Here is a 20,319-nt window from a genome sequence, read left to right as displayed (position 1 = left end):
GCGGCGTCTGTACGGCTTTCCACAACACACATCGAGCGATGCAATCGCTCGATGTGTCTGCCTGAAGATCACGCCGGCGCAGTGATACCTCACCGCGCCAACCGGTTGCTGCGAGCGGCATGCAACCGCCCGCGCCGGATCACACCGGCAAGGCGTCGATCTGCGCCTGCGCAGTGGCCATGCCGGCGGCGCGTGCCTCCGGGCCCAGGGCCAGGCCTTCGGCAACCACCACTTCCGGTTGATGCAGACCAACGAACCCCAGCGCGGCGCGCATGTAGGTTTCCGCATGCTCCAGTGCCGCCGTCGGCGAGCCCTCGCCATACCGGCCCCCGCGCGCCACCGCCAGGATCACCCGCTTGTTGCCGGCCAGCCCTTCGAGCGCGCCTTCGGCGGTGTAGCGGAAGGTCTTGCCGGCCACCAGTACACGGTCGATCCACGCCTTGAGCTGGGTGGAGATGGTGAAGTTGTACAGCGCCACGCCGATCACCACGGTGTCGGCATCCAGGAATTCCTGTAGCACCTGAGCGCCTAGCGCCAGGTCGTTGGCCAGCTCCGGCGTCTGGTCGCCGGTGGGGTTTTGCGCGGCCGCCAGATGTGCGCCGGACAGGTGGCCGATTGGATTTGCCGCCAGGTCGCGGTAGGTGTACTGCAGCGCCGGATCGGCGGCCTGCAACTTGGCCACGATGCTGGCGGTGAGCTGGCGGCTGGCGGAATAGTCGCCCAGGATGCTGGAATCGAGATGGAGCAGTTTCATGGTGATGTCTCTGATGGAAGTGATTGAAGTGGTTGAAGTGATGCGTGGGGTGCGGCAACGCCCGAAGGCGTTGCTGCGGTGATCTGGCGGTGAGTCATGGAGCGCTGTGCACACGGGTGGTGGTCACAGCGCCCTGTTGAAAGCGGAGAACAGCGCAAGCTGCAGCGCGTCAGGCCGTTGCTACATCGTGCGAAGACGCATCTGCACTGCAGCGCACGGCTGAGATGCGTGGCGTGCAGCAATTCCTGCGGGCGATGGCATCAGCGCGTTGCGCTGCTCCGTCCTGGGTGCAGCGCAGTGATCGGCGGCACGCATGCCGCCGATCGTGTTGCTCAGCCCAGGCGCCCCTGGCTGCGCAACTGCGCGCCGATGCGGCGGATCTCCGCTTCGCCCTGGGCCAGGCTGGCCGGGTTGGTGTGCACCGAGTAATGGCCCATCACCAGATCATGCGGATGCTTGACCGCCGAGCCGAGCACGAAGGTGGTCGGGCCAACCGCGGTCACCTCGATCGCCTGCTCGCCGTCCTTGAACACCGCCATGTGCCCGCTGGCGATGGTTTCGGCCGCCTCCAGCTGCCCACCGTGCACCGCAATCCAGGCCACGTCGTGGCCGGCCGGCGGCACGTAGCGCCAACGCTCGCCGTCGGCCAGCTGCACGCTGAGGTAGGTCATGTCGGCCGGTGCCGGGATCAGGCTCTGCGCCTGGCCATAGCGCCCCAGCAACACCCGCGCCGGGCCCACGCTGGGCACCTGCTCGGGCGACAGGTACAGGCTCTGCGCCGGGGCGTTCTCCTCGGCGGCCGGCAGCGCCACCCAGAGCTGGAAACCCACCGCCGACGCGCCGCCCACCGGCATGCCGTCGTGCCAGACGCCGTTGCCGGCGCGCATCCACTCCACCCCGCCGGTGGGCAGGGTGCCGTGCTTGCCGGTGCTGTCTTCGTAGCCCACCTCGCCCTCCATCAGGTAGGTCAGCGTGGCGATACCCGAATGCGGATGCATGCCCATCGGCGCCCCGCCAACCGTCGGCTTGACGGTGAACAGGTCCAGGAACACGAACGGCTTGACCAGCTGGCCCAGGTCGCCCGGGCTCATCAGCCGGGTGATCGGGCCGCGGCGGGTGCCGCTGGTACGGAACACCACCGGGCGCGGCCGGGCGGCGGACGGCACGGTCGGCGCGTCCTGCGACGGAGTATCGGCGTGGAAGGAGGCCAGTTGTGCGTTCATGTCGGTTCCCCTTGGGGTGTCGGTGGAGCGGTCTGCTCCGGTGAGGGAAAGACTAGGCGCCGCCGCATTGATCGACTAGACGGAAGATTTGGAGTGGAGTCGTCCACTATTCGAAGTAATCGGCCGATTGCTGGCAGTGGCCAGCCGGCCTGGCTCTGGGCCGCTTAGGTTGCAGCGCGCGTTGCGTCGCTGCCTGCTGCGCGGCGCAAACGTGTGCATCCAATCGCGCTGCGGGGGGTTTCTGGCGACTGGTCACGGGCTGTCATCGCAGCGTGCTGATCGCGGTATGGCACTCCGGAATGCACGGCAGGAAAGCGTATGCATGGGTTCGCAGTGCGAAGCGGTTCCATGACGGCGGATCGCTGATTGCGGCCTGGCGCCGACCGGGTGCATTACAGCCAAGCACGTGTCTCTGCTCGAGTTGCCAGAGACTGGGCGCTGCTGATCGCTGATCGCCGCATGAGCACAGCAGCAAAGCGGGTGCATCCGCTCACAGTGCGAAGGGGTCCAGCGATGCCGGTCGCCGATCACCGCACGCTCGCCCTCACTGACTTGCGACAGCAGTACACGCTGCTTAGCTCCAAGGCGTCTGTAGCGACGCATCCCATTCGCACCTTGGATTAGGCGCTGTGCGATGAGAAACCGACCTAACCGCACGCATCAACGCCTTGCTGCCAGACACTGGCCGCAGCGCCCCGCACGCCGGGGAGACGTGGACCCACGGCAGAGATTTCAAAAAACCGTTGACAGCCGTTGAATCGAGTGTAATCGTGTCACCAACACATCGACTTGAGCGCCATGACCACCAGTACCCGCTTCGTCGTCGCAACCCATCTCCTGACCGCCCTGGCGGTCGTGGGCGGCAAGCCGATGCGCTCGGAAGACCTGGCTTACAGCGCCAACACCGGCGCGGTGGTGGTCCGCGGTCTGCTCTCGCGGCTGACGGCTGCCGGGCTGACCACCTCGCAGCTCGGTGCCGGCGGTGGTGCGCTGCTGGCCAAGCCGGCCGAGCAGATCACCCTGCTGGACATCTACCGTGCGGTGGAGAACACCGAGCTGTTTGCGGTGCACCGCACCCCGCCGTGCGAAAACTGCGCGGTGGGCGGCAACATCCTGCCGGCCCTGCAGCCGGTGCTGCAACGCGCGCAGCAGGCAATGGAAGCGCAACTGGCCGCCGTCAGCGTGGCCCAGCTCGCGGCCGACGTGGCCCGGCTGGGCAAGTTCACCCTACCGCTAGAACAGTAGTCCAATCCCACCCCTTCATTTCACTTTAAATGTCGTCATGTCGACGACATACATTAGGAAAGTCACCATGAGCATTGGCATCATCGGCGCAGGCGCTATCGGCAGTGGTTTCGCACGCATCCTGGCCAGCAAGCACATCCCGGCCATGATCTCCAACAGTCGCGGCCCGGACTCGCTGCAGGCATTGGCGGCCGAACTCGGCCCCTCGATCACCCCGGCCACTGCCCAGCAGGCCGCCCAGGCCGACATCGTGCTGGTGGCGGTGCGCTGGCACAGCCTGTCCGCCGCACTGGCCGGCCTGCCCGACTGGAACGGCCGCATCGTCATCGATGCCAACAACGCGCTGATGGATGTGGCACCCGATTCGCCGGACGCCACCGACCCTTCCAACCCGCTCGGCGGCTATCGGCTGAAGGCGATCGATCTCGGCGGCCGGCCCTCCAGCGTGGTGTTCTCCGAGCTGGTCCCGGGCGCCCGCGTGGTCAAGGCGTTCAACCACCTGGACGCGCAGCTGCTCGCCAAGCTCGACGTAGCCGAAGGCAAACGCGCGTTCTTCCTGGCTGGCGACGATGCCGATGCCAAGGCGCAGGTCGCCGCGCTGATCACGCAGCTGGACCTGGCCAGCGTGGACCTGGGCGGCCTGGCCAGCGGCGGCAGCTTGTTCGACCTGCCGTTTGGCCCACTGTCGGTCGCCAGCTTCGTCAAGCTCTGAAGATACAGCCCGAAACGGCGATGCGGCGGTAGTCACATGCGACCGTCGCGTTGCGAGAGCTATCGCCATCGCCGCCACTGCCGCTATCGGTGGCACCGCACGTCTGCGTGGTACCGCGGTAAGGCAACACTCCATCTGGTCCGGGTCGAGCAATGCTCGTCGCCGGGCTATATGCGACGGGTATTGTCTTGGTTGCCTTGCTGACGGAACTGATGAGCAGTGGAGTTGCGACTGCTGATGCTGTTAGCTGCACTGTGTTACAGGTACCGTTGGGTGCTGTCGCCGGTATCGATGCGGTTGCTCGTGCATCACTGCCTCGGGCAGTCAACGTCCTGTTTCGTCTGGATCCTGACGCTTGGACCGACGACATGCGCACCAGACCTTCAAAACCGGCTCGCCGAGCGACGGCGCCAGGCGTTGGGCGTTCCTGGTGTAGGAGCTTGGCTTTCGGCTTGACCAAGCACTGCGCACTGATCGGCGGTCTACTCCGCAACCCGATGCCCCAACCAGCGCGCGACATCCGCTCAGCGATTCGCTACACGCGCCGCAAGCACCGGCGTCTTCATCCGATCCCCACAGCGCGGCCTTCACGCTTGCGGCCATTCTTCCCGCTGGAGATCGCCATGGTCCGCACCCTCGCCCCGCTTGCCGCCGTCCTGCTGCTGTCGGCGTGCAGCACCAACCAGGTTACGCAGGTGCAGCCGATCGATGGCGTGATCTCCGGCCAGTGCCATACGGACAAGGTGCGCGGCGCCGTGGGTCTGGCCGCCGCGGCGCAGACTGTAGAACGCGCCCGCGTGGATAGCGACAGCCTGCAGGTCAGCGTGCGCCGTGGCGAGCGCAGCACCGGCGGCACCACCGCCAGCGGCCTGGCCGACCCGGCCCAGGGCGCAAGCGAAACCGGCGGCGATCACCTCACCATCGAGACCGGCCCGAACGACAACATCACCGCCATCTATTGCGGCTGAGTATTCCGCGCGCGCCAACTGCGCCATCGCCGCCTGGTGTCTCGCCAGCGCGATGCATTCGCATACGTCATGCTGGGCGCCGAGGGCATTGGATGAAGCCACGCGGCAACGACGCGCAGGTCATACACACCGCGCGTCGCTCCAAATCGTCTTGAAAACCTGCCGACGCGTGCAGTCGACGACCCTGCACTTCGCCTGATGCCGATGCGTTGAAGCTGTCCAAACCACAGTCGCGCAAAGCCACGCTGTGCCGCACGATCCGACAGGCAAAAAATAGGCGCAGCGCCGGTAATGCCGGGCAGGTGCATCAGCAGGCAGTGGCATCCGCATGCGCGCAAGACGGCGTGTCGCCCAACATGAGCAAGGTGCGGCTGCGAGCCGTTGTGGCAGCCGCCTGGCTCTTCCCGATGGCCCGGTAGCCACCTTGAACCTTCCCGATGGTCCCGACCGTTGCCGGTCGCTGATGCGTCGCGCCGGTATGCAAAGCCACACAATGCCTACGCACATGCACATGCACATGCACATGCGACCGTGCGACGTCGCCGGCTGAGCGGTCGTCTAGCGGGCAGCAGTTGTCTTCTGCTTGCCATCCACACTGCACATCCTTGCATGACCGAGCGTTCGCATCGGCCCGCAGTGCCCGTTGCCGCTCGCTCTGAAGCCCTGTCAGCAACTGCCCACAGAGAAGCGCCGTGACCAATGCGCGCATGCATTTTGCGACGTTGCGAATGCACAAAGACACCGCGCACGCACTGAACGCACGCACCACCGCGAACACCCGTCCAGCCACAAACGGTTGAAAACATCCCGCCGCCCGCGACAGACTGCCGGCGGACTCATCCTTGCGGGGATGCCTTGCGCGGCGTGCTGGCACACTGCATCCACAAGGTAGGCGGCAGGTGCCTGAGCCAGACTCTGCAACCGGGTGTGAGGATTGATGGCGCGTTCGTACAGGACTTCATTTTTTCGCGAATGGATCACTGCGCCCGCATCGGTTGCGGCGATCCTTCCCTCCGGGCGCGCGCTGGCCGCGGTCATCACCTCCGAGCTCTCGCACACCACCGAGCGGGTGCTCGAACTCGGCCCCGGCACCGGTGTGTTCACCGAAGCGATGCTCGACAGGGGCGTGCAGGAAAACAATCTGGTGCTGCTCGAGTACAACGCGGCATTTTCCGCATTGCTCAAACAGCGATTCCCCCGCGCCAACCTGCTGCAGATGGATGTGACCGGCCTGGAAGCACTGCCGCGCATCGACGGTGGGCGCGTGGATGCGGTGATCTGCGGCCTGGGCTTGCTGACCATGCCCATACACCAGGTGGCGGCGATCGTGCGCGGTGCCTTCCTGCATCTCAAGGATGATGGCCGCATGTATCTGTTTACGTATGGATTGAAGTGCTCGGTGCCCGACTGCATTCTCGACCAGCTCGATCTGGAGGCGGTCAAAATCGGGCGCACGTATCGCAACCTGCCGCCCGCCACCACCTATCGCCTGCAGCGCCGTTCGTACGCCTGCTGATTCACACAACCGTGTCGCGCACCGCGCACAACAGGTCGCGCGACAAACGCACAAGGCACCTGCCGAAGCAACACGTACGCCGGTGCCTCGGCATCACGCCAGGATACGCGCCGCATCACGCCGCCTTGCGTGCGCCAACCTTCGCCGTCGTCGGCCGCTTGATGGCACGCTTGCTCGCGCGCTTGGCTGGCTTGACCGATGTGGCCGAGGACTTCGCCGCTTTCACCACCTTGCGCACCTTGGCGCGCGAGGCGCTCAAGAACCGCAGCGTGGCCGCTTCCCACTGCCGTTCGCCGCGCACACCGGTGGCCAGGGTCTGCAACTCGCCAGCGCGCCAGCCTTCGAACACGCAAGGGTCGATGTAGGCCTTGCGGCAGACCGACGGCGTGTTGCCCAGCGCATCGGCCACCTCGCGGATGACATCGTTCTGCACCTGCTTGAGCGCCCGCTCGCTGCTGCGCTCGGGCAAGGGCAGCCGCGCCAGGCGCTGCAATGCCGCCAGCGTGCCGCCCCAGGTGCGGAAGTCCTTTGCGGTGAAGTCCTCGCCCATCGCCTCGCGCAGGTAGTCGTTGACCTCGCCCGAATCCACCGGCTGCAGCTGGCCGTCATCATCCTCGTACTGAAACAACGACTGCCCCGGCAGCTGCTGGCATTCGCGGATCAGTTTGACCAGGTGCTTGTCGTCGACCTCGATCTCATGTTCCTGGCCACTCTTGCCGCGGAACTTGAGCCGCGCGCGGCCGCCTTTCAGAAATTCCATGTGCCGGTTGCGCAGCGTGGTCAGCCCGTAGGAGCGGTTACTGCGCGCATATTCGGCATTGCCCACACGCACCAGCGTGTCAGCCAGCAACGCCACCACGATGGCCAGTACCTTTTCACGCGGGAAGCCCGGCAGCAGCAGATCGCGGCGCAGCCGGCGGCGCAGCTTGGGCAATGCTTCGCCGAAGGCGATCACGCGCTCGAACTTGCCTTCGCCCCGCACCTGCGCCCAATCGGCGTGGTAGCGGTATTGCTTGCGCCGGCGCGCATCGCGGCCAGTGGCCTGCAGATGGCCGTTGGGCTTGGCGCAGATCCACACCTCGGTATACGCCGGCGGAATGGCCAGCGCGCGGATCCGCTGCAAGGTGTCGGCATCGGTCACCCGCTGCCCGTCCGCGTCCCGGTAGCTGAAGCTCTTGCCAGCCTTGCGGCGGCTGATACCGGGCTGCTGATCATTGACATAGACCAGGCCGGCCGCACGCGCGGTGGCCTTGGCCTGGGCCACCGCAGCAGCGGTGGTGACGGCGGCGGTGGCGGCCACCGCAGTGGTGGCGACGGTGGCCAGCTTGCCCGCGGTGCTGGCAGCGACGGCGGCATTGCGAAGAACACGGTTGGCTTTCATTGCGCACACATCGGAAGGCTGGCGCCGATTGTTGGGCCGGGCCGGACTAGGCCGCGTCAACGTCATGGCAACGCAGCGTGCGCAAGCAATGCCTGCGGCGGCGTTTGTGCTTATGCTTGGGCCATCCCCCTGTGCTGGAGTCATCGATGAGGTTTGTCCTGCCTACCGCCCGCCTGGCCTGCACGCTGGTTGTGCTGGCCGCACTCAGCGCCTGTAACAAGCCGCAACCGGACGAGCAGGAAGCCGTCTCCGCCAAGGCGCAGCAAGCCGCCGAACAAGCCTCCGCCCCGGCACCGGCTGCCGCACCGGACGCACCGCCCATCGGCACCTGCGATGCCACTCAAGTGCAATCGCTGGTGGGCCAGCCCTTGACCGAAACCGTGAGCGAACAAGCCCGCAACGACGCCGGTGCCAAGGCGGTGCGTGTGCTCAAACCCGGCCAAATGACCACGATGGAGTTCAACGGCGAACGGCTCAATCTGGAAGTGGACGCCAAGAACATGATCACCTCGGTCCGCTGCGGCTGAGCACGCGGCAGGCCTGGCGCTCCCATCGGGCGCCAAGCCTGCTGGCACAAGGGATTCAGGCCGCTCTCGTTGCAGCTGTAACGGTGTATTGCGGCACCGCATCAACTGTGTTTTAGTCGATGATCCGGTGATCTCCTGCACCGCTCCATGGTCGAGCGGTGCAACGTCGTCGCCGTTTTTCCCGGATCGCAAAGAGGCAGACATGGCCCCCCGCACTCGCCAAGGGCTCGACGACTACGGTCTCTACAACAGCGCGCGCGACGAACGCGACGCCTGTGGTTTTGGCATGGTCGCGCAGTTGGACGACCAGCCTTCCCGTTCGCTGGTCGACACCGCGATCGCTGCGCTGTCGCGCATGACCCACCGTGGCGGCGTGGCCGCCGACGGGCTCACCGGCGACGGCTGCGGCCTGCTGATCCGCAAACCCGACGCTTTCCTGCGCGGGCTGGCCCGCGATGCCGGCATCACCCTGGGCACGCGCTATGCGGCCGGCGTGGTGTTCCTGCCGCTGGACGAGGCCGATGCAGCGCGCTGTCGCAGCGAACTGGAAACCCAGCTGCAGATTGCCGGCGTGCAGTTCCGCGGCTGGCGCGTGGTGCCCACCGATGACAGCGTGTGCGGCCAGCTGGCCCGCGACACCCTGCCGCGCATCGAACAAGTATTTGTCGATGCCGGCGCCGAGCAGACCGAAGACGGCTTCACCCTGGCGCTGTTTCTGGCGCGCCGCCGCGCCGAGCAGGCCTTGCGCGAGGTGGACAACTTCTACGTCACCACGCTGTCGCCCAATGGCATCAGCTACAAGGGCATGGTGCTGCCGGACAAGCTGAGCACGTTCTACCCGGACCTGCAGCGCAGCGATCTATCGTCCAGCGCGATTGTCTTTCACCAACGGTTTTCCACCAACACGCTGCCGCGCTGGCCGCTGGCGCATCCGTTCCGCCTGCTCGCCCACAACGGCGAGATCAACACCATCGAAGGCAACCGGCGCTGGGCGCAGGCGCGTAGCAAGGTGTGGCAGACGCCGCGCTTTGACATCGCCGAATTCGACCCGGTGATCTCCATGCACGGCTCCGATTCGCAGAGCCTGGACAACATGCTGGAGCTGCTGATCGCCGGTGGCATGGACCTGCTGCAGGCGCTGCGCATTCTGGTGCCGCCGGCGACCCAGTCGCTGGAGTTCAAGGACGCCGATCTGGCTGCGTTCTACGAGTTCTACGGCCTCAATACCGAGCCGTGGGACGGCCCGGCCGGCATCGTGGCCTGCGACAGCCGTTACGCGGCCTGCATGCTCGACCGCAACGGCCTGCGTCCGGCGCGCTGGATGCTGACCTCCGACCGCCATTTCCTGGTGGCCTCCGAGGCGGGCGTGTGGGAATTGCCGGCCGAGCGCATCACCCGCAAGGGCAAGCTGGGCCCGGGCGAGATGATGGCGATCGATCTCAAGCGCGGCGATCTGCTCGATTCCGATGCCATCGACCGCATCAACCGTGCGCGTGCGCCCTACAAGCAATGGCTGCAGCAGGGCGTGACTTACCTGCAGACCGAGTTGATCGACCCCTCGCTGGTGGAAGAACCCTTCAGCGAGCAGACCCTGCGCAGCTACCACAAGCTGTTCCAGCTCAGCACCGAGGAAGTGGAGCAGATCCTGCGCCCGCTGGCCGAGACCGAGCAGGAAGCCGCCGGCTCGATGGGCGACGACACCCCGATGGCAGTGCTCAGCCGCCAGACCCGGCCGCTGTACGACTACTTCCGCCAGGCGTTCGCGCAGGTCACCAACCCGCCGATCGACCCGCTGCGCGAAGGCATCGCGATGTCGCTCACCACCCAGCTCGGCAAGGAGACCAACATCTTCCATGCCGGCGCGGAGACGGTGAACCACGTCATCCTGAATTCGCCGGTACTCAGCCAGCGCAAGCTGCGCCAGCTGCTGAAGATGGAGCAGTACGTTGCGCGCAATCGGCTGATCGACCTGTCCTACAGCGTCGAAGAAGGCCTCAAGGCCGGCCTGGACCGCATCTGCCAGGAAGTGGAAGCCGCCGCCCGCGATGGCGCGGTGATGCTGCTGCTGTCCGACCGTTACCCGGTGCCGGACCGCCCGATGGCGCACGCGTTGCTGGCCACCGGCGCGGTGCATCACCACCTGTGCAAGGTGGGCCTGCGCTGCGACGTCAACCTGATCATCGAAACCGGCACCGCGCGCGATGCGCACCACATGGCCTGCCTGCTCGGCTTCGGCGCCACCGCGGTGTACCCGTACCTGGCCTACCAGACCCTGTTCGACCTGGGCCGGCGCGGCATCCTGCAACTGAGCAAGGGTGGCGAGCAATCGCAGATCGGCCGCCGCTACCGCAAGGGCATCTACAAGGGCCTGTCCAAGATCATCTCCAAGATGGGCATCTGCACCATCGCCAGCTACCGCGGCGCACAGTTGTTCGAGATCGTCGGGCTGGACCCGGACGTGGTGGAGCTGTGCTTTGCCGAAACGCCGGCGCGTATCGGCGGGGTGAGCCTGTCGCGGCTGGATACCGAAGCGCGCGAACTCACCGCACGCGCCTGGAACGACCAGCTCAAGCCGGAAGTGGGCGGCCTGCTCAAGTACGTGCACGGCGGCGAGTACCACATGTACAACCCGGACGTGGTCATGACGCTGCAGCGCGCCACCCGCACCGGCGATGCCAGCGATTGGCAGAAGTACGTGGATGCGGTGCATTCGCGCCCGGCCTCCACGCTGCGCGATCTGGTGCAGCTCAAGCGCGCCGACACCCCGACCCCGCTGGACGAGGTCGCACCGGCCGCCGATGTGCTGCGCCGTTTCGACACCGCCGCGATCAGCCTGGGTGCGTTGTCGCCGGAAGCCCACGAAGCACTCGCCATCGCGATGAACCGCCTGGGCGGGCGCAGCAATTCCGGCGAAGGCGGCGAAGATCCGGCCCGCTACGGCACCGAGAAACGCTCCAAGATCAAGCAGGTGGCTTCCGGCCGCTTCGGCGTAACCCCGGAATATCTGGTCAATGCCGAGGTGCTGCAGATCAAGGTCGCCCAAGGCGCCAAGCCCGGCGAAGGCGGCCAGTTGCCCGGCCACAAGGTCAACGAGCTGATCGCCCGGCTGCGCTACGCCAAGCCCGGCATCGGCCTGATCAGCCCGCCGCCGCATCACGACATCTATTCCATCGAAGACCTGGCCCAGCTGATCTACGACCTCAAGCAGGTCAACCCGACCGCACTGGTGTCGGTGAAGCTGGTGGCGCATGCCGGCGTCGGCACCATTGCCGCCGGCGTGGTCAAGGCCGGCGCCGATCTGATCACCGTGTCCGGCCATGACGGCGGCACCGGTGCCAGCCCGGTCAGCTCGATCCGCTATGCCGGCGTGCCGTGGGAGCTGGGCGTCGCCGAGTCGCACCAGGCGCTGGTGGCTAACGACCTGCGCGACCGCACCATCCTGCAGACCGACGGCGGCCTGAAGACCGGCCTGGACGTGGTCAAGGCCGCGTTGCTGGGCGCCGACAGCTTCGGCTTCGGCACCGCGCCGATGATCGTGCTGGGCTGCAAGTACCTGCGCATCTGCCATCTCAACAACTGCGCCACCGGCGTGGCCACGCAGGACGAGCGCCTGCGCGCGAACTACTTCACCGGCCTGCCCGAACGTGTGGAGCATTTCTTCCGCCTGCTGGCCGAAGAGGTGCGTCAGTGGTTGTCGTACCTAGGCGTGCGTTCGCTGGACGAGATCGTTGGCCGCACCGATCTGCTGGAACAGCTCGAGGTCTCACCGCGTCCGGGCGTCAAGGTCGATCTGTCACGTCTGCTCACCCATGCGCAGTACGACGGCAGCCATTGCGCGGCCCAGCGCCTGTACGAATCGCCGGACAGCCTCGCCACGCAGATGGACGGCCTGCTGGCCGATGCGATCACCAACAAGACCGGCGGCGACCACCGCTTCCTGATCCACAACACCGACCGTTCGATCGGCGCGCGCCTGTCCGGCACCATTGCGCGGGCGCACGGCAACCACGGCATGAGCGATGCGCCGTTGAACCTGCGCTTCCGCGGCACCGCCGGGCAAAGCTTCGGCGCGTTCAACGCCGGTGGCCTGCAGCTGGAGCTGGAAGGCGAAGCCAACGACTACGTCGGCAAGGGCATGGCCGGCGGCCGGCTGGTGGTGCGCCCACCACGCGGCGCACGCTTTGAAGCGCGCAATACGCCGATCGTGGGCAACACCTGCCTGTATGGCGCCACCGGCGGCGAGCTATTCGCAGCCGGCCGCGCGGGCGAGCGCTTTGCGGTGCGTAATTCAGGCGCACTGGCGGTGGTGGAAGGCGCCGGCGATCACTGCTGCGAATACATGACCGACGGCGTGGTGCTGGTGCTGGGCAAGGTGGGCCTGAACTTCGGGGCCGGCTTCACCGGCGGCCTGGCCTACGTGCTGGATATCGAACGCGACTTCGTGGACCGCTACAACCACGAGTTGATCGACATCCACCGCGTCTCCGCCGAAGGCTTCGAAAACCATCGCCAGCACCTGCACACCCTGATCAGCCGCCACCGCGAGCTGACCGGCAGCATCTGGGCGCAGCAGATCCTCGACGAGTTCCGTGACTACATCGGCAAGTTCTGGCTGGTCAAACCCAAGGCCGCCAGCATTGAGTCGTTGACCGAGTCGCTGCGGCGCGCCGCCTGATGGCGGCACGGCGCAGCGACGGGATTGGAGATTTGGGATTTGGGATTCGCTCGATCCCTGCGACCTGCCGTCGCATTGGCGAATTCCGATTCCCGGATCTCCATCCCCTGCGCTCAAGCGTCGAGATGCTTTGTTCGAGGTTCGCACTGCGTCAGAGCCAGGTCGCCCGCTCTAGCGAATCCCCAATCCCAACTCCCGAATCCCAGCCCCTATGAGCCGCAAGCAAGCCTTCCAATTCCTTGACCTGCCGCGGACCATGCCCACGCGCATCCCGGTGGAGCTGCGTACGTCCGGTGACTGGGGCGAGTTGTACGGCAAGTTCGACAAGGCCGACGCGCAGTACCAGTCCGGCCGCTGTCTGGATTGCGGCAACCCGTACTGCAGCTGGAAGTGCCCGGTGCACAACGCCATTCCGCAGTGGCTGCAGCTGGTGCAGGAAGATCGCATCATCGAGGCCGCCGCGCTGTGCCATTCCACCAACCCGCTGCCGGAAGTGTGCGGGCGCGTGTGTCCGCAGGACCGCCTGTGCGAAGGCAGCTGCACGCTGGAAGAATTCGGCGCGGTCACCATCGGCGCGGTGGAAAAGTACATCGTCGATACCGCCTTCAGCATGGGCTGGCGCCCGGACCTGGGCAACGTGCAGCCCAGCGGCCACCGCGTGGCCGTGGTCGGCGCCGGCCCGGCAGGCCTGTCCTGCGCGGACCGCCTGGTGCGCGCCGGCATCGAAGCGGTGGTGTATGACCGCTACGAACAGATCGGCGGGCTGCTGCAGTTCGGCATTCCCAGCTTCAAGCTGGACAAGTCGGTGATCGGCAAGCGCCGCGAGATCCTGGAAGGCATGGGCGTGCAGTTCCGCCTGGGCGTGGAGATCGGCAAGGACGTCAGCATCGAACAGTTGCTCGGCGAATACGACGCCGTGTTCCTGGGCACCGGCGCGTACCGCTACACCGACGGCGGGCTGGACGGCCAGGATCTGAAGAACGTGCTGCCGGCGTTGCCCTTCCTGGTGCAGAACAGCCGCATCGTCAGCGGCAACGACCCGCACGGCCGGCCGATCGCCGGCTGGGAAGACCAGATCGCCCTGCCCGACCTCAACGGCAAGCGCGTGGTGGTACTGGGCGGCGGCGACACCGGCATGGACTGCGTGCGCAGCGCCATCCGCCTGGGCGCGGCCAAAGTCACCTGTGCCTACCGCCGCGACGAATCCAGCATGCCCGGCTCGGCGCGCGAAGTGGCCAACGCGCGCGAAGAAGGCGTGCGCTTCCTGTTCAACCGCCAGCCGCTGTCGATCGAATCCGGCGCCGACGACGAAGCCATCGGCGTGACCGTGGTGGAAACCAAACTCGGCGAGCCCGACGCCAGTGGCCGCCGCAACGCGGTACCGGTGGAAGGCAGCGAATCGCTGCTGGAAGCGGACGTGGTGATCATCGCGTTCGGCTTCTCGCCGACGGTGCCGGAGTGGCTGTCTGCGCAAGGCGTGGAAGCCGGCAGCAACGGCCGCATCGTCGCCCCGGCCGAGGGCAACGGCCGCCTGCCCTACCAGACCAGCAACCCCCGCCTGTTCGCCGGTGGCGACTGCGTGCGCGGCGCCGACCTGGTGGTCACCGCCGTGGCCGAAGGCCGCGACGCAGCCGGCAGCATCGTGCAGCTGCTGGGTGTGAAAGCGCAGGTCAAGGAGCCGGCTGCGGCGTGAGGATGCTAGGCCGCATGCTCAGGTCACTCGTTACCTGTTTACTGATCTTGACAGCCAGTAGCGCTGCTGCAGCGCCGGCCGCCACATGCCAAGAATCGGACAATCTGCGGTTTGATGGCTTGCCTCTTTCCATCGTGCAAATGGAGCAGATTGGTGTCACGTACGCCGCTAAAAATACAAAGGCACCGCAAGTGCCATTTGCTTATGGCAACAAAGATTGGTTGTGGCTCAAGAAGCAGTACCGCTCTGGTGATTATTTCGTGGCTTATGAACAGCTTTGGCCGGTAAGTGGGAAGCCATTCGCCTGGGGTTATGCACTTGTTCGAGGACAATGTGTACTTGGCGTGCTGAACACTCGAACTTCGTAGGCCGATCCAGTAATGCTATTCAATAGGCTTGCACAGCTTGAATGCTGCAGGCGCGCCTGCTCCCATAAAGGCTCTTGACATGACCATTGCTGTTTATATCGACAGCTGCGCGTGGAACTATCTTCATGAGAAGGCGATAGATCTCCTACGTGAGCTTCCCCCTGACACGTATGCACTATACCTAACCCGAGAGGTGGAAATCGAACTTGAGGCAATCCCAGACGGCGAAAAAAAGCAAACGCTCAAGGCTTACATCAAATCTAGTCTTGAGAGGTCGTCCATAAAGACAACTTCGAGATTCGGCTTTCAAACCCATGGAATTGATGGCGTACTTTCAAAGGTCCAGGTTTATGGGGGATTTGGCCAGGGAACGTTTCAGTCTGCTACAGATCGCGCGTTTTATGCGTCACCTGAGATCAAATCCCAGGTGGTTGGCAAAAACCCACGTAAGAGCGGACTGAGTGCCAATCAAGCTGATGCATCTTTGGCCGCCCGCTCATTTGGAGCCTTCGTACTGACCACTGATAAAAATAAGGGACCCTTAAAAACGGCTTCAGAACTTGGTGGAAAGATTGTCTATCTCACTGCCGAAGTAGAAAAAAGTGGGTTCACGCTAGGCCAATACATGGCATCGCTGCAGCAGGCCATATGAGTAGATTTAACGTGTAGCCCATCCTTCAAGCGGCGCTATGTTCATATGCCACGGCCTGCGTCCGACGGACGCAAGCAGTGGTATCAGGCTAACGCAATCGCGACTCAGGCCGCCTTATCCAGCGTCGCCATATCGATCACGAAGCGGTACTTCACGTCGCCCTTGAGCATGCGCTCGTAGGCCTCGTTGATCTGGTCGGCGCGGATGGTTTCGATGTCGGAAACGATGTTGTGCTTGGCGCAGAAATCGAGCATTTCCTGGGTCTGGCGGATGCCGCCGATCAGCGAACCGGCCAGCGTGCGGCGCTTCATCACCAGGTTGAACACCGCCGGTGACGGATGCGAATGTTCGGGCACGCCCACCAGCACCATCGCGCCGTCGCGCTTGAGCGCATTGAGGAACGGGTCCAGGTTGTGCGGCGCAGCCACGGTGTTGAGGATGAAGTCCAGGGTGTTGTACTGCGCCGCCATCTGCGCCTCGTCCTTGGAAATCACCACTTCGCTGGCGCCCAGGCGCAGCGCGTCGGCGCGCTTGCTTTCAGAGGTGGTGAACAGCACCACGGTGGCGCCCATGGCCTTGGCGATCTTCACCGCCATGTGGCCCAGGCCACCCAGGCCGACCACGCCCACCTTCTGCCCGGGGCCAACCTTCCAATGCGCCAGTGGCGAATAGGTGGTGATGCCGGCGCATAGCAGCGGGGCCACGGCGGCCAGGTTGTCGCTGTGGGAAATGTGCAGCACGTACTTCTGGTCCACCACGATATGGTCGGAGTACCCGCCATAGGTGTTCTCGCCACCGCCGAACATCGGGCCGTTGTAGGTGCCGGTGAAGCCCTGTTCGCAATATTGCTCCTCGCCTTCCTGGCAGGAGGCGCAGCTGCGGCAGCTGTCGACCATGCAGCCCACACCGGCCAGGTCACCGACCTTGAAGTTGGTCACGGCGCTGCCGACGGCGGTGACGCGGCCCACGATCTCGTGGCCCGGCACCGAGGGATACGCCGTGTTGTGCCATTCGTTGCGTGCGGTGTGCAGGTCCGAGTGGCACACACCGCAGTAGGCGATGTCGATCTGCACATCGTCGGGACCCGGCGCGCGACGTTCGAAGACGAACGGCGCCAGCGGCTGGTCGGCGGTTTGGGCGGCGTAGGCGTGGGCTTTGCTCATGGGAATACTCCAGGGGACGGAAACGCCGCCCGCGCAGGGCGCAGACAGCAAAAAAGTAGGTGCGTTAGCTTAGGACACCGCTCCGTCGCACTCCTGCGACAGTGCGTTTTGCCAGTCGGCTTGCGAACTCGACCGTGGCGCCAGCATGGCGCTTTGGACGTTCGCGCATCATCAAATCAGCGTTGCCCGCGTGAATGGCGCGCTAACGCCGAGGCCCCTAGGCTGACCATCGATGGTGTGGCGCTGCACCATCCTCGCTGGCCGTGCCCTCCCCCTGCGGCCGCCTACGTCGACTGCCGAAGGAGGCTCCCCATGTTCCCATCTCTCCCCCACTCCACCCGCACCCACGCTGCCGCACTGGCGCTGGCCCTGCTCGCCACGTTGCCGTTGGCGCATGCCAAGGAGGCAGACAACGCCCGCGGCGGATTGAAGTACGTGGGCGTCAACATCTCCGGCGCCGAGTTCAACTCGCGCAAGAAGCCCGGCACGCTCTACAAGGACTACACCTACCCGGCGGCGGCGGATTTCAGCTATTTCGCCAGCAAGGGCATGAACACCATTCGCTTGCCGTTCCTGTGGGAGCGCCTGCAGCCAACCCTCAATGGCGAGCTGGATCCGGCGCAACTGGCGTTGATCAAGAAATCCGTGGCCGCCGCCAAGGCCAACAAGCAGTTCCTGATCCTGGACCTGCACAACTACGCCAAGTACAACGGCAAGCGCATCGGCACCGACGAGGTGCCGCCTGCAGCACTGGCCGATCTGTGGCGCCGCCTGGCGCTGGAGTTCAAGGACGACAAGCAGGTGATCTTCGGGCTGATGAACGAGCCCAATGGCATCTCCTCCACCGACTGGGCCGCGGCTGCACAAGCGGCGATCAACACCATCCGCAAGACCGGCGCGAACAATTTGATTCTGGTGCCTGGCACGGCCTACACCGGCGCGCACAGCTGGCGCAGCACCAGCTACGGCGTCTCCAATGCCAAGGCCCTGCAGATTCTCAAGGACCCGGGCAACAATCTGGCCTTCGAAGCGCATCAATACCTGGACGGCGACTACAGCGGCACCAAGCCCGAATGCACCAGTGCCACGGTGGGCGCGGACAAGTTGCGCGGCTTTACCGACTGGCTGCGTGAGAACAAGCAGAAAGGCTTCCTGGGCGAGTTCGGCACGGCCAACAATGCGGTCTGCAACGACGCGCTGAAAGGCATGCTGAGCTACATGGAAAAGAACAGCGACGTGTGGCTGGGCTGGACCTGGTGGGCAGCCGGCGCGTGGTGGAAGCCGGATTACCCGTTCAATGTGCAGCCGGGCAAGGACGGCAGCGAGAAGCCGCAGATGTCGATCCTGAGCGAGCACGCGCGTCGCGCCGGCAAGTAAGCGCCAAGCACCAAGTAGCAAGCAGATGCCAGGCAAGTGCGCATGCGCGGAGCAGTTGGCGTGGACACACAGTCCATACCGATGCATCTCCACGCTCGCGTCTGCCTGGCGTCTGCGTCTCTGCTTGCTGGCCGCTTTAGCGCGGCCGAATGCCAACGCCGCACGCGCGACGTTGGCGATGTCTGTCACCTGGCGCTTCCTTTGTGCGGCGTGTATGTAGAGCTGCCACGTGCGCGTGCAACGGCTCACAACCACATAGGCAAACGTGATCACGCGGGCGCACCACGGTCGTTGCGGTGTGGCTGCCCGTGCTGCAGTGATCCCGGCATGCCGTGTTTTTAGCCAGGCAGTTTTTTCGCCACAGGTCTCTTGGCCGACGCGCCACGCGCGTAGTTGCAAGCTGCGCGCACGCTTCCATACATGGGCATGACAAAGTGCCTCTGTCGCGGATGCGTCGACCAGATCCTGCCGCCACTGCGAAACACCGCACAGCTTGGAAGAGTGATACCTCGCATCTGTAGTTTCAGCGTGCCGTTGCGCCTAGGGTAGAGACAGATGCGCTGTTGGCCGCGTCGCGCGGCATGACGTTGCGGGCAGCGTATCTCCCCCGCAACTGCAAGGAACACCCCATGTCTGCCTCCCCCTCCTGGCCACGCCAGCTGCTGCGCTGCGCGTTGGTCATGCTGTGCATCGCCACGATGTCCATCGCACAGGCGCAAAGCCCCAATCGTCTGAAATACGCAGGCGTCAACATCTCCGGTGCGGAGATCCAGTCGTCAAAAAAACCGGGCGTGCTCAATATCGACTACCGCTATCCAACCGCGTCCGAGTACAGGTACTTCGCGGGCAAGCAAATGAACATCGTGCGCCTGCCGATCCTGTGGGAGCGCATGCAGTCCAAAGCTCAAGGTCCGCTGGATCAGGCACAACTGGCATTGCTGAAGCAGGCAGTGGCCAACGCCAAGGCCGCCAATCAATACCTGATTATCGATGTGCACAACTACGCCAAGTACTACGGCCAGAAGATTGGCAGTAAGCCGGTGCCAGTGCGCACCTTCACCGACCTCTGGCGCCGCCTGGCCATCGCATTCAAGAGCGACAACGCGGTGATCTTCGGGCTGATGAACGAGCCGTACGACATCTCGCCAGAGAGTTGGGCCGCCGCCGCGCAGGCGTCCATCGACAGCATTCGTGCCACCGGTGCCACCAACCTGATTCTGGTGCCCGGTGCATTGTGGTCGGGCGCACACAGCTGGTATTCCACCGTGGCCGGGCAGTCCAATGCAGTGGCGCTTGCGAATATCCGCGACCCACTGAATCGCTATGCGATTGAAGTCCATCAATACCTGGACACCGACTCCAGCGGCACCAGTGCCGGTTGTGTGAGCCGCACGATCGGTGCGGAGCGCTTGCGCAGTTTCACCGGCTGGCTGCGCGCGCAAGGTAAGCGCGGTTTTCTTGGCGAATTCGGCACCGCCAATAACGCAACCTGCACTGCGGCGCTGGACGGCATGCTCGGTTATCTCGAAACCAACCACGATGTGTGGATCGGTTGGACGTTCTGGGCGGCAGGCGCGTGGTGGAAAACCAGCTATCCGTTCAATGTGCAGCCCGATGCGCAAGGCCGCGACAAGCCGCAGATGAAAACCTTGAGCGCACGCGCGCATCGCGTCACCCGCTAACGGCAATCGATCAGTTCGCTTGTGTACAACTGCAGCAGCCGACGCACGCAGTAGACCTGTACTACTGGTGCGTCGGTTGCATGCGCAGCCGGAGATTTGGCGTCACGCTTTCGTCGCCTAGCAAATCGCATGTCGAGATTTCGTCGCGGTCGCGTCACGCGTGAAAGCGCAATCTCCCTTGAAAGCAGGCACAACCGCACGAACCCGGTGCCAGCTCCTCCCACGCCGCATAAAGTGCAGGCCACAACGCAGTTTGTTTGTGAGCCCCTGCGCACATCATCTTTAACCACCGCGCGATGCGCGGCTGGCACGCGTGATGCATTGAACGGGCAGATGCAGCGTAACGAACGTCGATCGCACGCCATGGGGCTGCGATGCATCTT

At 64.8% G+C, this 20,319-nt stretch carries 15 protein-coding genes; 11 read left to right on the top strand and 4 right to left on the bottom strand.

Annotation, left to right across the window (positions count from 1 at the left end):
• Positions 1-139: 139 nt before the first annotated feature.
• Together QRM60_RS09820 and QRM60_RS09815 are read right to left on the bottom strand one after the other, a co-directional pair.
• Positions 140-754: an NAD(P)H-dependent oxidoreductase gene (locus QRM60_RS09820; RefSeq protein ID WP_115006493.1), complete on the bottom strand. Its 615-nt coding sequence runs from the start codon at positions 752-754 to the stop codon at positions 140-142.
• A 332-nt stretch (positions 755-1,086) separates the two neighbouring features.
• Entirely contained in the window at positions 1,087-1,977 is an 891-nt protein-coding gene (locus QRM60_RS09815; protein WP_285446090.1) for a pirin family protein, read from the bottom strand.
• 798 nt (positions 1,978-2,775) lie between these two features.
• On the opposite strand from QRM60_RS09815, the gene QRM60_RS09810 reads away from it, so the two are divergent.
• The 4 genes from QRM60_RS09810 (at position 2,776) to QRM60_RS09795 (ending at position 6,418) form a co-directional block, all read left to right on the top strand.
• Positions 2,776-3,222 (top strand): Rrf2 family transcriptional regulator, encoded by a 447-nt coding sequence (locus QRM60_RS09810; RefSeq protein ID WP_103699816.1) that lies wholly within the window; start codon positions 2,776-2,778, stop codon positions 3,220-3,222.
• 67 nt (positions 3,223-3,289) lie between these two features.
• Positions 3,290-3,934 (top strand): NAD(P)-binding domain-containing protein, encoded by a 645-nt coding sequence (locus QRM60_RS09805; RefSeq protein ID WP_225042576.1) that lies wholly within the window; start codon positions 3,290-3,292, stop codon positions 3,932-3,934.
• A gap of 623 nt (positions 3,935-4,557) precedes the next feature.
• The gene (locus tag QRM60_RS09800) at positions 4,558-4,902 is read left to right on the top strand and encodes a hypothetical protein (protein WP_161963452.1); all 345 of its coding nucleotides are present in this window, start codon (positions 4,558-4,560) and stop codon (positions 4,900-4,902) included.
• 937 nt (positions 4,903-5,839) lie between these two features.
• Positions 5,840-6,418, top strand: coding sequence for a methyltransferase domain-containing protein (locus QRM60_RS09795; RefSeq protein ID WP_274347914.1), 579 nt, complete (start codon positions 5,840-5,842; stop codon positions 6,416-6,418).
• A 115-nt stretch (positions 6,419-6,533) separates the two neighbouring features.
• Here QRM60_RS09795 and QRM60_RS09790 read toward each other — a convergent pair whose 3' ends face one another.
• Complete coding sequence (locus tag QRM60_RS09790) at positions 6,534-7,889, bottom strand: DNA topoisomerase IB (RefSeq protein WP_285446122.1); 1,356 nt, start codon at positions 7,887-7,889, stop codon at positions 6,534-6,536.
• A gap of 56 nt (positions 7,890-7,945) precedes the next feature.
• Here QRM60_RS09790 and QRM60_RS09785 point away from each other — a divergent pair, with 56 nt between their 5' ends.
• From QRM60_RS09785 to QRM60_RS09765, 5 genes are all read left to right on the top strand, one after another.
• Positions 7,946-8,326, top strand: coding sequence for an I78 family peptidase inhibitor (locus tag QRM60_RS09785; protein ID WP_012436878.1), 381 nt, complete (start codon positions 7,946-7,948; stop codon positions 8,324-8,326).
• Positions 8,327-8,528: 202 nt separating this feature from the next.
• Positions 8,529-13,001 (top strand): glutamate synthase large subunit, encoded by a 4,473-nt coding sequence (gltB, locus tag QRM60_RS09780; protein ID WP_285446089.1) that lies wholly within the window; start codon positions 8,529-8,531, stop codon positions 12,999-13,001.
• 211 nt (positions 13,002-13,212) lie between these two features.
• Positions 13,213-14,694, top strand: a complete 1,482-nt coding sequence (locus QRM60_RS09775; RefSeq protein WP_042595449.1) for an FAD-dependent oxidoreductase — start codon at positions 13,213-13,215, stop codon at positions 14,692-14,694.
• A gap of 14 nt (positions 14,695-14,708) precedes the next feature.
• Positions 14,709-15,062 (top strand): hypothetical protein, encoded by a 354-nt coding sequence (locus tag QRM60_RS09770; protein ID WP_076037566.1) that lies wholly within the window; start codon positions 14,709-14,711, stop codon positions 15,060-15,062.
• A gap of 79 nt (positions 15,063-15,141) precedes the next feature.
• Positions 15,142-15,714 carry a hypothetical protein gene (locus QRM60_RS09765; protein WP_285446088.1) on the top strand — a complete coding sequence of 191 codons (573 nt, stop codon included), beginning with the start codon at positions 15,142-15,144 and terminating at the stop codon, positions 15,712-15,714.
• Positions 15,715-15,818: 104 nt separating this feature from the next.
• On the opposite strand, the gene QRM60_RS09760 is transcribed toward QRM60_RS09765, so the two are convergent.
• Positions 15,819-16,877 (bottom strand): NAD(P)-dependent alcohol dehydrogenase, encoded by a 1,059-nt coding sequence (locus tag QRM60_RS09760; protein ID WP_285446087.1) that lies wholly within the window; start codon positions 16,875-16,877, stop codon positions 15,819-15,821.
• A gap of 312 nt (positions 16,878-17,189) precedes the next feature.
• Here QRM60_RS09760 and QRM60_RS09755 point away from each other — a divergent pair, with 312 nt between their 5' ends.
• Together QRM60_RS09755 and QRM60_RS09750 are read left to right on the top strand one after the other, a co-directional pair.
• Positions 17,190-18,254, top strand: coding sequence for a glycoside hydrolase family 5 protein (locus QRM60_RS09755; RefSeq protein ID WP_103699820.1), 1,065 nt, complete (start codon positions 17,190-17,192; stop codon positions 18,252-18,254).
• Between the two features lie 629 nt (positions 18,255-18,883).
• Positions 18,884-19,936: a glycoside hydrolase family 5 protein gene (locus QRM60_RS09750; protein ID WP_115529569.1), complete on the top strand. Its 1,053-nt coding sequence runs from the start codon at positions 18,884-18,886 to the stop codon at positions 19,934-19,936.
• The last annotated feature ends 383 nt before the right edge of the window (positions 19,937-20,319 follow it).

Origin of the sequence: Xanthomonas sp. fls2-241-TYG-148, assembly GCF_030208815.1 — a bacterium.
In the GTDB taxonomy this organism is placed as follows: domain Bacteria; phylum Pseudomonadota; class Gammaproteobacteria; order Xanthomonadales; family Xanthomonadaceae; genus Xanthomonas; species Xanthomonas campestris.
Note: the sequence above shows the minus strand (reverse complement) of the source record. Positions and strands in the feature narration are given on the sequence as shown.

Excerpts from the sequence above, each read along its gene's own strand:
- QRM60_RS09760 (WP_285446087.1), bottom strand. The coding sequence starts at position 16,877 with ATGAGCAAAGCCCACGCCTACGCCGCCCAAACCGCCGACCAGCCGCTG.
- QRM60_RS09765 (WP_285446088.1), top strand. The coding sequence starts at position 15,142 with ATGACCATTGCTGTTTATATCGACAGCTGCGCGTGGAACTATCTTCAT.
- QRM60_RS09795 (WP_274347914.1), top strand. The coding sequence starts at position 5,840 with ATGGCGCGTTCGTACAGGACTTCATTTTTTCGCGAATGGATCACTGCG.
- QRM60_RS09800 (WP_161963452.1), top strand. The coding sequence starts at position 4,558 with ATGGTCCGCACCCTCGCCCCGCTTGCCGCCGTCCTGCTGCTGTCGGCG.
- QRM60_RS09750 (WP_115529569.1), top strand. The coding sequence starts at position 18,884 with ATGTCTGCCTCCCCCTCCTGGCCACGCCAGCTGCTGCGCTGCGCGTTG.
- QRM60_RS09820 (WP_115006493.1), bottom strand. The coding sequence starts at position 754 with ATGAAACTGCTCCATCTCGATTCCAGCATCCTGGGCGACTATTCCGCC.
- QRM60_RS09785 (WP_012436878.1), top strand. The coding sequence starts at position 7,946 with ATGAGGTTTGTCCTGCCTACCGCCCGCCTGGCCTGCACGCTGGTTGTG.
- QRM60_RS09810 (WP_103699816.1), top strand. The coding sequence starts at position 2,776 with ATGACCACCAGTACCCGCTTCGTCGTCGCAACCCATCTCCTGACCGCC.
- gltB (WP_285446089.1), top strand. The coding sequence starts at position 8,529 with ATGGCCCCCCGCACTCGCCAAGGGCTCGACGACTACGGTCTCTACAAC.
- QRM60_RS09775 (WP_042595449.1), top strand. The coding sequence starts at position 13,213 with ATGAGCCGCAAGCAAGCCTTCCAATTCCTTGACCTGCCGCGGACCATG.
- QRM60_RS09770 (WP_076037566.1), top strand. The coding sequence starts at position 14,709 with ATGCTCAGGTCACTCGTTACCTGTTTACTGATCTTGACAGCCAGTAGC.
- QRM60_RS09805 (WP_225042576.1), top strand. The coding sequence starts at position 3,290 with ATGAGCATTGGCATCATCGGCGCAGGCGCTATCGGCAGTGGTTTCGCA.
- QRM60_RS09755 (WP_103699820.1), top strand. The coding sequence starts at position 17,190 with ATGTTCCCATCTCTCCCCCACTCCACCCGCACCCACGCTGCCGCACTG.
- QRM60_RS09815 (WP_285446090.1), bottom strand. The coding sequence starts at position 1,977 with ATGAACGCACAACTGGCCTCCTTCCACGCCGATACTCCGTCGCAGGAC.